The organism is Roseomonas sp. TAS13 (assembly GCF_001950415.1).
Lineage (GTDB): Bacteria > Pseudomonadota > Alphaproteobacteria > Acetobacterales > Acetobacteraceae > Roseomonas > Roseomonas mucosa.
On sequence record NZ_BDLP01000098.1, the window covers coordinates 1 to 12,984 of the forward strand.

Genomic DNA, 12,984 nt, shown 5'->3' on the forward strand with positions numbered 1-12,984 from the left:
TCGCCTTACGGTGGAGCTGTGCGTAGATGTGATCAAGAGACAGGGGGGGCGATCTGGTCCATGGCGGGAACTCCGTGGCGGTGGGGAGGGTTCATCGCAGCCCGTGCAGCACCTCGGCCATGGCGGCCAGGAAGCGGTCGGCATGCGCCTCGGTGAAGGGCAAGGGCGGGCGGATCTTCAGCACATTGGCGCGCGGCCCGGCGGCGCCGATCAGCACGCGGCGGGCACGCAGCCCGTTCACCACCTGGGCGGCGAGATCGGGCGCGGCTTCGCGGGTGGCGCGGTCGCGCACCATCTCGGCGCCGAAGAATAGGCCGGCGCCGCGGATGTCGCCCAGGACGGGATAGGCGGTGGCGAGTTCCTCCATCCCGGCGCGCATGCGGGCGCCGACGCGGACGGCGTTCTCCATCAGTCCTTCCCGCCTGATCACCTCCAGCACGGCGAGGCCGGCGGCGCAGCAGACGGGATTGCCGCCGAAGGTGTTGAAGTAGCGCGACTGCGCCGCAAAGGCCTCCAGCACGCGCGGCTGCGCCACCAGCCCGGCGAGCGGCAGCCCGTTGCCGGCCGGCTTGCCCAGGATCACCGCGTCCGGCACCAGCCCATGGCGCTGGAAGCCCCACATATGCGTCCCGGTGCGGCCGAAGCCGGGCTGCACCTCGTCCGCGATGAACAGGCCGCCGGCGGCGCGCACGCGGGCCACGGCCTCCGTCATGAAGCCCGGTGGATCCGTGAAGACGCCGTCGCTGCCGAAGATCATGTCGCAGATCAGCGCCGCCGGGCGGATGCCATGGGCGGCGAGGTCGTCGATCGCCGCCTGCACCCCGGCGGCGAAGCGGGCGCCGACATCGCCCTCCTGCCGGTAGCCGTCCGGCGCCGGCACCGCGCGGGCATGTGGGGCCACCACCTTGCCCTGGGAGGGGCAGATCTCGCTCACCGCCAGGGTGACGCCATGATAGGCATTGGCGGTGGTGATGAAGCCCGTGTTGCCGGTGCAGGCGCGGGCGACGCGCAGCGCCAGGTCGGAGGCCTCGCTGCCGGTGCAGGTCAGCATCACCTGCGACAGTTCCGCCGGAAAGGTGGCGAGCAGCGTCTCGGCATACTCCACCACCTTGTCCGTCAGGTAGCGCGTATGGGTGTTGAGGATCGCGGCCTGTTTCGCGATCGCCTCGGCCACCGCCGGGTGGCAATGCCCGACCGAGGGAACGTTGTTGTAGACGTCGAGGTATTCCGTCCCGTCGGGGGCGTAGAGGAAGACGCCCTCGGCGCGCGCGACCTGCACCGGCACGTCGTAGAAGAGCCGGTAGGTCGGGCCGAGCGCCTCGCGCCGGCGCGCCAGCAGAGCCTCGTCGGGCAGCGCGCCCTCAATGGAGGGGTTGGCAGCAGGGCTGGCGGTGGCGCTCACGTGGGAATCTCCATGCCGCAGGCCCGGAACAACGGGGCCCGCGCCTCGTCGAGGGGCACGGCCACCAGGCGTTCCAGCGCGGCGCGTGCGAAGACAGGGGGTGGAACGGCGCCGGGAGTTTCCCTCGCCTGCCAGGATCGCACCAGCACCCCGATGAGCAGGCGGGCCGCGATCAGCCGCGGCAGCAAGGCGACCTCCCGCGCTTCCAGTGGCAGCACGGCGTGATAGGCGCCGACGATCCCGGCCACCCCGTCCAGGGGATGGCCGTCCAGCGCCACATGGTGGTTGGCGGCGACGGCGAGGTCGTTGACCAGGGCGGTATGGACCGTGTCGCCGAAATCCAGCAGCCCGGTGATGCGGGTCGGCTCCGCCGGATCGACCAGGATGTTGCCGGGATGGAGGTCGTCATGCAGCACCTGGGCGCGCAGCGTGGCGAGTTCCGGCTGCACCCGCGTGGCGAAGTCCTCCAGCACGCGCAGCGCCAGTTCCCGGCCGGGCGCATCCCCGATCCAGGGGACGAGGCCGCGCAGGCGGAGCAGGTGCTGGATATCCCAGTACAGCGCATGACCCGCGGCGGGGTGATGGAAGTCCCGCATGGCCAGGGCCAGGCGGGCGGTGACGCCGCCCACGGCATGGCGCTGAGCGGAGTCGATGGGCCCGTCCCGCAGGGGGCGGCCGGGCAGGAAGGTGAGCAGCCGGGCGATCCCCATGCGCCCGGCGCCGTAATCCACGGGTTCCTCCAGCCTTCCACTCAGGGCGGGAAGGATGCGCTGCACCGGCAGGCCGGGCGCCCGTGTGGCGATATGCGCCAGGACGGCCGTCTGGAGGTTACTGACCTCGGCCGTCTCGGCCGGGTTGGCGAGGTGCAGCAGGCAGTTCTGCCCATCCTCCGCCATGATGTGGAAGATGCGGTCGCGCTCGCTGTCGAGCGGCCTGGCGCGGCCTTGCAGCCCGTAATGCCGGTGCAGCAGCCGCAGTGCCTGCTCCGGCGGGATGGAGGGTGCGGGCGGCATCACGAAATCCGCCGTGATCGGACCGGCCTCCGCCCCGGCCTCGGTGTCAGCCATGCAACCCGTTCCTCTCCCTGCCGGCGCGTTGCCGCCCGGCAGGATGGCGCAGGAAAGGCAATCCCGAAAACTCGGTGGTCGCGGACATGCCAATTCGGGTCAGCAAACCGCGTGCCACGCAGGCGGCGAAGCCATGGCATGGATATTGCTGCCTCGATCCATGCCCTTCGGGGCTGTTGAACGGGGAGCAGGGTTTGACGCGCGATCCCAGGACGACATCTCGCGAGAAGGCATCGCCCGCCACGAGCCCCCCGCCCGATTCATCCCCGCTGCTTCCATGCTGGCCGGAGACCCATGCCATGAGCCCGTCGGACCCCTCTCCGCGCTCGCGACGCGACCTGCTGCGGGCCGCCGCGGCTGCCGGCCTCGCGCCGGCCATCCTCACGCCGGGGCTGATGACGGTGTCCGAGGCGCTTGCCCAGGGCGTCGCGCCGAAGCGCGGCGGCACGCTGACCAGCCTGCTGACGCCAGAGCCGCCGGTGCTGATCCCGCTGGTGAACACCCAGGGGCCGACCATCTACGCCACCACCAAGATGTACCAGGGACTGGTGCAGTATTCCTCCAGCCTGGAGCCGGTGCCGGAACTGGCGAAGAGCTGGGAGATATCGCCGGACAAACTGGTCTATACCTTCCAGCTGCAGCCCAATGTCAGGTTCCACGACGGCAAGCCCTGTACATCCGAGGATGTGGTTTTCTCGATCATGGACTTCGCCATGACGCTGTCGAGCCGCGCGCGCAGCGTCTTCACGGTGATCGACAGGACCGAGGCGGTGGACCCGCTGACCGTGCGGATCACGCTGAAGCAGCCCTTCGAGCCGCTGATCCTGCTGCTCGGCGCGACCTCGGTGCCGATCGTGCCGAAGCATGTCTATGCCGGCACGGATTTCCGCACCAATCCGGCCAACCAGACCCCCAACGGCACCGGCCCCTTCCGCTTCGTGGAATGGCAACGCGGCAACTTCATCCGCATGCGGCGCTTCGAGGACTACTGGAAGCCCGGACAGCCCTATCTGGACGAGATCATCTTCCGCATCGTGCCGGACGGACAGAGCCGTGCCCTCGCCCTGCAGACCGGGCAGACGCAGATCGCCCAGGCCAATGACATCGAGCCCTTCGACATTCCGCGCTTCCGTCAGCAGGGCAACATCGAGTTCACCACCAAGGGCTGGGAGTATTTCGCGCCGATCTCCTGGTTCGAGATCAACAAGCGGGTCAAGCCGCTGGACGACGCACGCGTGCGGCGGGCCATGTCGCATGCGATCGACCGCAAGTTCATCAACGACCGGCTCTGGTTCGGCGTCGGCAAGCCTGCCACCGGGCCCTTCGTCTCCACGCTGCGCTTCCGCGATCCGGAGGTCTCCCTGCCGGAATACGATCCGAAGAAGGCCATGGCGCTGCTGGACGAGGCGGGGCTGAAGCCCGGCGCGAACGGCATCCGCTTCTCGATCAAGCACCTGCCGCTGCCCTATGGCGAGGTCTGGACGCGCCTGTCGGAGTATTTCCGCACCTGCATGCAGCGCATCGGCGTGGAGGTGACGCTGGAGACGACCGATGCCGGCGGCTGGGCGGCGCGCATGGCGTCCTGGGAGTTCGATACCAGCGTGAACTTCGTCTACCAGGTGGCGGACCCGGCGCTGGCGGTGGAGCACTACTACCTCTCCACCAACATCAAGCACGTCACCTTCACCAATGTCGGCGGCTACTCGAACCCGAAGGTGGATGCGCTCTTCGAGAAGGGCCGGCTCAGCTCCGATCCGGAGGTGCGGCGGCAGGCCTATGCCGAGGTGCAGAAGATCATCTGCGAGGACATGCCCTATCTCTACATCCAGGAGATGGCCTATCCCACCTTCTACGACAAGCGCCTGAAGAACATGATGGCCACGGCGCTCGGTGTGCACACCAGTTTCGACGACGTGTTCCTTGTCTGAGGCGCCGGCCTGATGCGGGGCGACCAACTGCTGCGCTTCCTGGCGCAGCGCCTGCTGAAGCTCGTGCTGCTGACCTTCGCTCTGGTGGTGGTCAACTTCCTGCTCATCCATGCGGCACCGGGCGATCCGGCCAGCGTCATGGCGGGGCAGTCCGGCGCGGCAGACGAGCGCTACCTGGCGCAGTTGCGCGAGCAGTTCGGGCTGGACAGGCCGCTCGCGGAGCAGCTCTGGATCTATGTCTCGCGCGTCGCCACACTGGATCTGGGCGTGTCGCACCGGATGCAGCGCCCGGTGGCCGACCTGATCCTGGAGCGCCTGCCGGCCACGCTGCTGCTTTCGGTCACGGCCTTCGCCTTCGCCGTGGCGGCGGGGATCGCGATGGGGGCGGCGGCGGCGAGGCGGGCGGGCACGGTCTGGGACAGCCTGATCACCGCGCTTTCCATGGTCTTCTACTGCACCCCGCTTTTCTGGACGGGCCTGCTGCTGGTCCTGCTCTTCAGCGTCACGCTGAACTGGCTGCCTTCCTTCGGCATGAGCACGGTGGGGGCGGATTACACCGGGCTGCGCGCGGCGCTGGACGTGGCGGAGCACCTGGTCCTGCCCGCCCTGACGCTCGGCCTCTTCTACCTCGCCGTCTATGCACGCCTGACCCGCTCCTCCGTGCTGGAGGTGGCGGACCAGGATTTCGTGAAGACCGCCCGCGCCAAGGGCGTCGGCGAGGGGCGCATCCTGCGCCGCCACGTGTTGCGCAACGCGCTGCTGCCGGTGGTGACGCTGGCCGGCATCCAGGCAGGCCACCTGATCGGCGGCTCGATCCTGGTGGAGACGGTCTTCGCCTGGCCGGGCATCGGCAGCCTCGCCTTCGATGCGCTGTTGCAGCGCGACTACGAGCTTCTGCTCGGCGTCTTCCTCTGCACCTCGGTGATCGTGATGCTCTTCAACCTGTTGACCGACCTGCTCTATCTCGTGATCGATCCGCGGGTGCAGATGGCATGATGGGTTTCCTCCGCGCCATGCTGCGAAATCCCGGGGCGGCGGCTGGGCTGGTCATCCTGCTTCTCGTCGTGCTGATGGCGGCGACGGCGCCGCTCCTCTTCCCCTTCTCGCCCTGGGACATGCAGGGCATGCCCTTCGCGCCGCCGGGCGAGGACGGGTTCCTGCTCGGCTCGGACTCGCTGGGCCGCGACGTGGCGGCGGGCATCGCCTATGGCGCGCCGGTCTCGCTGCTGATCGGCGCCGTTTCCACCGCGGCGGCACTGCTGATCGGCGTGGTGCTGGGGGCGCTGGCGGGCTATGCCGGGGGCTGGGTGGACGATGCGATCATGCGCTTCACCGAGTTCTTCCAGACCATCCCCTCCTTCGTGCTGGCGGTGGTGCTGGTGGCGATCTTCCGCCCCAGCCTGGGCTCCATCGTCTTCTCCATCGCCATCGTTTCCTGGCCGCCGGTGGCACGCGTGGTGCGGGCGGAGTTCCTCAGCCTGCGGGCGCGGGAATTCGTCCAGGCGGCGGAGGTGCTGGGCCGTTCCCGCACCGCCATCATCTTCCGCGAGATCCTGCCCAATGCCCTCTCGCCGATCATCGTGCTCGCCAGCCTGATGGTGGCGAGCGCGATCCTGCTGGAATCCGCCCTCTCCTTCCTGGGCCTGGGCGATCCCAACCGGATCTCCTGGGGCTTCATGATCGGCGCCGGGCGCAGCGTGATCCGCATGGCCTGGTGGATGAGCGTCTTCCCTGGCCTCGCCATCTTCCTCACCGTACTGGCGCTGAACCTCGTCGGCGAGGGGCTGAACGACTGGCTGAACCCGCGCCTCTCGCGCAAGCGCGGGGTGGCGGCATGAGCCTCCTCTCGATCGAGAACCTCACCGTCAGCCTGCCGCCCGGCGGCGACCGGCCCGAGGCGGTGAAGGGCGTCAGCCTGTCGCTCTCCCCGGGCGAGATCCTTTGCGTGGTGGGCGAAAGTGGCTCGGGCAAGTCGATCTCCGCCAATGCGGTGATGGGGCTGCTGCCTCCGGCGCTGAAGGGCGCCTCGGGCCGCATCCTTTTCGAGGGGCGCGACCTGCTGCGCTGCTCTCCCGCCGAGATGCGCGCGCTGCGCGGCTCCCGCATCGGCATGATCTTCCAGGAGCCGATGACGGCGCTGAATCCGCTGATGCGGGTCGAGGACCAGATCGCCGAGGTGCTGGAGGTGCATGGCCGCGCCCAGGATGCCCGGGCGCGGGTGCTGGAGTTGCTGGAGACGGTGCGCCTGCCGGACCCGCCGGCCATCGCGCGTGCCTATCCGCACCGGCTTTCCGGCGGGCAAAGGCAGCGCGTGATGATCGCCATGGCCCTGGCGCTGGAACCCTCCATCCTCATTGCCGACGAGCCGACCACGGCCCTCGACGTGACGACCCAGGCGCAGATCCTGAAGCTGGTCCGCGAGATCCAGCGGCGGCGCGGCACCGGCGTGCTGTTCATCACCCACGACTTCGGTGTGGTGGCGGAGATCGCCGACCGCGTGGCGGTGATGCAGCGCGGGAGGATCGTGGAGCACGGACCGGCCGCCGAGGTGCTGAACGCGCCGCGGCACCCCTATACCCGCGCCCTGATCGCCGCCGTGCCGCACCGGCCTCCACAGGCCCGGATACCGCGCGAACGGGCGAAGCTGCTGGAGCTGGTCGGTCTCGGCAAGACCTACTGGCGCGGCCGCACGCCCTTCCAGGCGGTCGATGACGCGCATCTCACGGTGCGCAGGGGCGAGACGGTCGGGCTGGTGGGGGAAAGCGGTTCCGGCAAGTCCACCCTGGCGCGCTGCGTGGTCAACCTCGTCCATCCCGACAGGGGCGACCTGCGCTTCGACGACACGGACCTGCGCCTGCTTTCGCGGCGACACTGGAAGCCCTTCCGCAAGCGCATCCAGATGGTCTTCCAGGACCCTTTCGCCTCGCTGAACCCGCGCGCGCGGATCGGCGACATCATCGCCGCCGGCCCCATCGCCCACGGCACGCCGCGCGCCCAGGCGCTGGCGGAGGCGCGGGAGCTGCTGCGCCTGGTGCGGCTCGACCCCGGTGCTGCGGACCGCTTTCCGCACGAGTTCTCCGGCGGCCAGCGCCAGCGCATCGGCATCGCCCGCGCCCTGGCCATGAAGCCGGAGCTGCTGATCGCCGACGAGGCGGTCTCCGCCCTCGATGTCTCCGTGCAGGCCCAGATCCTGGCGCTGCTGGAGGAGCTGAAGGAGCGGCTGGACCTCACCATGCTCTTCATCACCCACGATCTGCGCGTGGCCGCGCAGATCTGCGACCGCATCGTGGTGATGCAGAAGGGGCGCATCGTGGAACAGGGCGCGACCGGCGAGGTCTTCGGCAATCCGCGCGAGGCCTATACCCGTGCGCTGCTCGCTTCCATTCCCGGACGGCACTGGACGCCGCCCTCCGTCACCGGGGCTGCCGCCGTCAAGGTCGCCGCGGCGAACTAGGCCGGATCGCGGCGCGGTGTCCGGGCAGGCCGCGCCGTGGAGGGTTTTCGCCTCCGCCCGCGCAGGAGCTCCGCATGAGCCAGGCTAGCATCGACCAGGAACGCCTCTGGAGCGACCTGATGACCATGGGCTGCATGGGTGCCACCCCGCGCGGCGGCTGCGACCGGATGAGCCTGACGGATGCGGACCGCGACGGGCGCACGCTTTTCCGCCTGTGGTGCGAGCAGGCGGGGCTGAGCGTCACCGTGGATGGCATGGGCAACATCTTCGCCCGGCGCGAAGGCATCAATGTCTCCCTGCCTCCGGTCATGGCCGGAAGCCATCTCGACACGCAGTCGCCGGGCGGGAAGTTCGACGGGGTGCTCGGCGTGCTGGCGGCGCTGGAGGCGGTGCGGACCATCGACCGCGCCGGCATCCGCACGCGGCGCGCCATCGAGGTGGTGAACTGGACCAACGAGGAGGGTGCGCGTTTCTCGCCGGGGCTGATGGGCTCCGCGGTCTTCGCCGGGACGCTGGGCCTCGCCACCGCCCATGCCAGCATGGACCGCGCCGGCCGGCGTTTCGGTGACGAGCTGGCGCGCATCGGCTACCGGGGCGACACGCCGGTGGGCGGGCGCCCGGTGGATTCCTATCTGGAGCTGCATATCGAGCAGGGGCCGGAGCTGGAGGAGAGCGGCACGACCATCGCCGCGGTGACGCACAGCCATTTCACGGGCTTCGCCACGATCGAGATTTGGGGAGAGAACAGCCATTCCCAGACGATGCCGATGGCGCGCCGCCGCAACGCGCTGGCCGGCGCCGGCCGGCTGATCGAGGCCGTGGAGCGGATCGCCGCGGCGCATGGGCCGGAGGGCAAGGCGAGCCCCGTCGTGCTCGATGTCTGGCCGAACAACGCGATCAACATCCCGCATCGCGCCCTGCTCTCGGTCATGATGGTGCATCCCGAGGAGAGCGGTATCGCCGGCATGCGCGAAGCCCTGGGCACGGCCATGGAGGCGCTGGCGGCAGAAACCGGGCTCGGCGTCAGCATCGTTGCCGAGCGCCGCCGCCAGCCGCTGCATTTCTCGCCGCAGATGGTGGCGCTGATCGAGGATGTGGCGAAGGAACGCGGCCATTCCGTGACGCGGCTGCGCACGCTCACCGGCCATGATGCCTTCAACATGATCGGCCTCTGCCCGACCGGCCTGCTCTTCGTGCCCTGCCGCGACGGTCTGTCGCACAGCGAGTTCGAGTATGCCTCGCCGGAACACTGTGCCGCCGGGGCCGACGTGCTGATGCACGCCCTGCTGCGGCAGGCAAACCGGGACTGAGGCGGCCAGCCAGGGCGCCGGGCGCCCTGGCTATGAGGGTGGCCCGCCCTCAGGCCGCCTCGCGCCAGAGGCCGCGGGAGGAGAGCATTCCCGCGACGTCGTCCAGCGCGCCGCGCACGCCGGCGACCAGCTCGTCGATCTCCGCCTCGGTGATGATCAGCGGCGGGCAGAAGGCGATGCCGTCGCCGCGCATGCCGCGCACGATGATGCCGCGCTCCCAGGCCGCCTGCTGGATCATCTGCCCGACCTTTTCGCCCACCGGGAAGGCCTCGTTGGTGGCCTTGTCCTTCACCGGCTCCACCGCGCCGATCAGGCCGACGCCCCGCGCATTGCCGATCAGCGGATGGTCGAGCAGGCCGCGGATCCCTTCCTGCAGGCGCGGCGCGACGCTGCGGACATGGCCCAGGATGTCGCGCTCCTCGTAGATCTTCAGCGTTTCCGCCGCGACGGCGGCACAGACCGGGTGCGCGGCATAGGTGACGCCATGGCCGAAGGTGCCGAGCCTGTCGCTGTTACGGGCAATGGCCTCGAAGATCTCCTCCGTCATCAGCAGGCCGGAGATCGGCAGGAAGGAGGCCGAGAGCGCCTTGGCGACCGTCATCATGTCCGGCACGATGCCGAAGGTCTCGCAGCCGAACATGTTGCCGGTGCGGCCGAAGCCGCAGATCACCTCGTCGGCGATGAACAGCACGTCGTACTTCTTCAGCACGGCCTGGATCTTCGCGAAATAGGTCGCGGGCGGCACGATCACGCCGCCGCCGCCGTTCACCGGCTCGGCGATGAAGGCCGCGACCGTTTCCGGCCCTTCGCGAAGGATCAGCTCCTCCAGGTTCTGCGCCAGCCTCGTGGCGAACTGCTCCTCGCTCTCGCCGGGCAGCGCATAGTGGAAATGGCTGGGGCAGTCGGTGTGCAGGAAACCGGGGAGGGGGAGATCCCAGTCCTTGTGGTTGATCTCCTGCCCGGTCATGCTGGCGGAGGCCACGGTGACGCCGTGATAGCCGCGGAAGCGGCCGATGATCTTCTTCTTCTGCGGCCTGCCGATGGCGTTGTTGTAGTACCACACCATCTTCACGGCGCTGTCGTTCGCTTCGGAGCCGGAATTGGCATAGAGGACCTTGGTCAGCCCCTTCGGCGCAATGGCGAGCAGCCGCTCGCTCAGATCGATCGCGGGCTGGTGCGAGGCATGGTTGAAGATGGCGTAGTAGGGCAGCTCCGCCATCTGCTTCGCCGCGACCTCGACGAGGCGCGGCTCGTCGAAGCCCAGCGAGGCGCACCAGAGGCCGGCCATCCCTTCCAGATACCATTTGCCGTTGTCGTCCTGCACGCGCACGCCCTTGCCGCGCTTCATGATGCGCGGCCCCTCGGACTTGTGCTTCGCCAGATTGGTGTAGGGGTGCACCAGCGTGGCGATGTCGCGAGCGGCGAGCGAGTTGGGGATGGTGTTCATGCTCATGCCTTCTGCGGAAAAGGACGGGCCGACGGCCAGCGTGTGACAGGACCCTGAGGTCACCGGAAGATTTCTCTCATCCTCTGCGGCTGGCAATCAATGATCAGCCGGATCAGTACGCAAATCTGGGCGATGTAGGCACATCTGCACGCAAGGACAGCAACTTGCTCAGATTCAGATCGGCTTCGGGCGATCTCATCAACTGAGGGTAGATCGTGGCGGAAGCTCGGCTGCGAGGGCATCAAGGTGGCCCGCTGCACGGTGGAGCGGCTGATGCGCGCCATGGGTCTACAGGGTGTGGTGAGCGGGAGGGAGACGAGGACCACGGTCTCGAACCCGGCCACGCCGTGTCCGGCGGATAAGGTAGACCGGCAGTTCCGGGCGTCGGCGCCGAACGTGCTGTGGCTGTCGGATTTCACCGGCGGCGTGGCGTGGCAAGGCTTCGTCTACGTCGCCTTTGCCCGCGTTCGGCATGGCCTCGAACGAATGGCGGCCATGCCTCACCGTCGGCTGGCGGGTGTTGCCGACGGCCCATGCAGGCTTTGTTCTCGACGCACTGGACAGTGGGCCTGCCGGACCGGCTGGTACGCAGCTGGCTGCGCTGGGCGGCGGCACGCGAGGTGGCAGGGAGCGGCGCGCCGGCGGCCCCCACGCCATCGGCACCGCCGGTACGCCGCGTCGGCCCGAGGATGCCACCGCCCCCACGCGAAGCGGGCAACCTCGTACGCGCTGTGGAAGCGTGGCGCGTATCAGTGCGCGGCAGAGACACTGCGCGACCGTGTTGGGGTATGACGCATTTGGATGATGGCGACTGCGAGTGCAGCAACGACCAGTGGCATTGCCAACGCAAGATAATAGCCGGAAGGCCCACCGAGCTGGAGTAGCCAACCGCCAGCCGCCGAGCCGATAATCGCTCCGGTACGGCCGATCCCGATGGTCCATCCGGTTCCGGTGGCGCGCAGCTCCGCGGGATAGATTCCGGATACGAGATAATTGAGTGCGATCTGCTGTCCACCTATGCCGAAGCCCGATGCGGCGATCAGAATGAAGACCATCGTCCAGTTCTCGCCGCTCTTGGCCAGACCGATGCACAGGGCGACCCCGAGGCCAAACATCGCGAGCAGGATGCGCCTCGCATCCACCTTCGGGAGGCTGAAAGACAGTGGGATGGCGAAGAGGATGAAAGCCGTGTTCACCACCACCGTTCCCATCGCCGCCTTCTTGTGATCCGTGTTGTTGGGCGCCCCGCTTGGCGCGGATCGTTCAGTCGGGCCGGATCGACAGTTCCCGTACCAGATCCTTCCATCGCGCGATTTCCTGGCGCAGCAGACGGTCGAGGCTCTCGGCACCGCCATCCATGGGCTCCGCGCCGATGCCGGCGAGGCGATCGCGCAAGGCCGGGTCCCGCAGAGCGCCTGTCACGGCGGCTTCCATCCTGCGCTGTCCCTCCGGTGGCAGGTCGGCCGGCGCCAGCATGGCGAACCAGGGATCGAGCGCGTAGCCGGCGACCCCGGCCTCGGCCAGCGTGGGCAGGCGGGGCAGGGCGGCGATACGCCGGCTGGTGGTCACCGCCAGGGCCCGCAGCCGGCCCGAGGCGAGCTGCGGCGCCGCCGAGGTCAGACTGTCGAACATCATGTTGACCCGGCCCGTGACGAGATCGGACAGGGCCGGACCGGACCCCTTGTAGGGCACATGGGTCAGCTCGATCCGGGACAGTGCCGCGAAGAGGGCGCCCGCGAGATGGATCGAGGTGCCGCTGCCGGCGGAGGCATAGGTCAGCACACCCGGGTTGTGGTGCGCTGCGGTGATGACATCGGCCGGACTTTCCCAGGGGCTTCCCCGCGGCACCACGAGCAGGTTCGGCACCACCGCGACCGGGGCCACGGCGACAAAGTCGCGCAGCCCGTCATAGGGGAGATGCGGCGATAGCGCCGGGTTCACCGCATGCGCCATGGAGACCATGAGCAGCGTATGCGCGTCCGTGCTCTGCGCCGCCGCCGCCGTGCCGATCGTCCCGCCGCCACCGGCACGGTTCTCGACCACCACGGGCTGGCCCAGCGTGCTGGCGAGGACCGGGGCCAGAAGGCGCGCCATGGCGTCGATGGCCCCACCCGGCGGGAAAGGCACGATGAGACGAATCGGGCGGGCGGGCCAGGCAGCCTCGGCGAAGGCGAGGCCAGGCCCGCAGGTGGCCAGGGCGAGGGCCGGGAGGACACGGAAGAGGGAGCGGCGTTGCATGGTCATCGTCCAGGAAGGGAAGTCGTGGCGGTCCTTCCGGACCTGTCGGAGGCGTGAGGTGCGCAGGGGGTAGGGGCGGGGCCGGCGCGGCTGGCCAGCGCGACGCCCAGGCCGGCGAGGCCCATCCCCGCGATCTGC

The 12,984-nt window shown here is 69.1% G+C and carries 10 protein-coding genes and 1 pseudogene; 6 read left to right on the plus strand and 5 right to left on the minus strand.

Going from position 1 to position 12,984, the window contains the following annotated elements; translation table 11 throughout:
- Positions 1-91: 91 nt before the first annotated feature.
- Both ROTAS13_RS10070 and ROTAS13_RS10075 read right to left on the minus strand, forming a co-directional pair.
- Positions 92-1,402 (minus strand): aspartate aminotransferase family protein, encoded by a 1,311-nt coding sequence (locus ROTAS13_RS10070; RefSeq protein ID WP_083755465.1) that lies wholly within the window; start codon positions 1,400-1,402, stop codon positions 92-94.
- The gene (locus tag ROTAS13_RS10075) at positions 1,399-2,469 is read right to left on the minus strand and encodes a phosphotransferase (protein ID WP_075822244.1); all 1,071 of its coding nucleotides are present in this window, start codon (positions 2,467-2,469) and stop codon (positions 1,399-1,401) included. Before ROTAS13_RS10075 ends, ROTAS13_RS10070 begins: the two co-directional genes overlap by 4 nt.
- A gap of 299 nt (positions 2,470-2,768) precedes the next feature.
- Here ROTAS13_RS10075 and ROTAS13_RS10080 point away from each other — a divergent pair, with 299 nt between their 5' ends.
- From ROTAS13_RS10080 to ROTAS13_RS10100, 5 genes are all read left to right on the plus strand, one after another.
- Complete coding sequence (locus ROTAS13_RS10080; protein ID WP_075822245.1) at positions 2,769-4,397, plus strand: ABC transporter substrate-binding protein; 1,629 nt, start codon at positions 2,769-2,771, stop codon at positions 4,395-4,397.
- 12 nt (positions 4,398-4,409) lie between these two features.
- Positions 4,410-5,393 carry an ABC transporter permease gene (locus ROTAS13_RS10085; RefSeq protein WP_139323309.1) on the plus strand — a complete coding sequence of 328 codons (984 nt, stop codon included), beginning with the start codon at positions 4,410-4,412 and terminating at the stop codon, positions 5,391-5,393.
- Positions 5,393-6,235: an ABC transporter permease gene (locus ROTAS13_RS10090; protein ID WP_019461960.1), complete on the plus strand. Its 843-nt coding sequence runs from the start codon at positions 5,393-5,395 to the stop codon at positions 6,233-6,235. Before ROTAS13_RS10085 ends, ROTAS13_RS10090 begins: the two co-directional genes overlap by 1 nt.
- Positions 6,232-7,851: an ABC transporter ATP-binding protein gene (locus ROTAS13_RS10095; RefSeq protein WP_075822246.1), complete on the plus strand. Its 1,620-nt coding sequence runs from the start codon at positions 6,232-6,234 to the stop codon at positions 7,849-7,851. The genes ROTAS13_RS10090 and ROTAS13_RS10095 overlap by 4 nt, the downstream gene beginning before the upstream one ends.
- A gap of 74 nt (positions 7,852-7,925) precedes the next feature.
- Positions 7,926-9,161, plus strand: a complete 1,236-nt coding sequence (locus tag ROTAS13_RS10100) for an allantoate amidohydrolase (protein WP_075822247.1) — start codon at positions 7,926-7,928, stop codon at positions 9,159-9,161.
- A 49-nt stretch (positions 9,162-9,210) separates the two neighbouring features.
- Here the strand turns inward: ROTAS13_RS10100 and ROTAS13_RS10105 are convergent, their stop codons facing one another.
- Entirely contained in the window at positions 9,211-10,614 is a 1,404-nt protein-coding gene (locus ROTAS13_RS10105) for an aspartate aminotransferase family protein (protein ID WP_083755466.1), read from the minus strand.
- 210 nt (positions 10,615-10,824) lie between these two features.
- Here ROTAS13_RS10105 and ROTAS13_RS28055 point away from each other — a divergent pair.
- Positions 10,825-11,170: pseudogene (locus tag ROTAS13_RS28055) on the plus strand (IS3 family transposase); the annotation flags it as partial.
- 187 nt (positions 11,171-11,357) lie between these two features.
- Here ROTAS13_RS28055 and ROTAS13_RS10115 read toward each other — a convergent pair.
- Together ROTAS13_RS10115 and ROTAS13_RS10120 are read right to left on the minus strand one after the other, a co-directional pair.
- Positions 11,358-11,819 (minus strand): MFS transporter, encoded by a 462-nt coding sequence (locus tag ROTAS13_RS10115; RefSeq protein ID WP_075822249.1) that lies wholly within the window; start codon positions 11,817-11,819, stop codon positions 11,358-11,360.
- A gap of 52 nt (positions 11,820-11,871) precedes the next feature.
- On the minus strand, positions 11,872-12,846 hold the full coding sequence (locus ROTAS13_RS10120; RefSeq protein WP_252572421.1) for a tripartite tricarboxylate transporter substrate binding protein: 975 nt from the start codon (positions 12,844-12,846) through the stop codon (positions 11,872-11,874).
- Positions 12,847-12,984 lie beyond the last annotated feature (138 nt).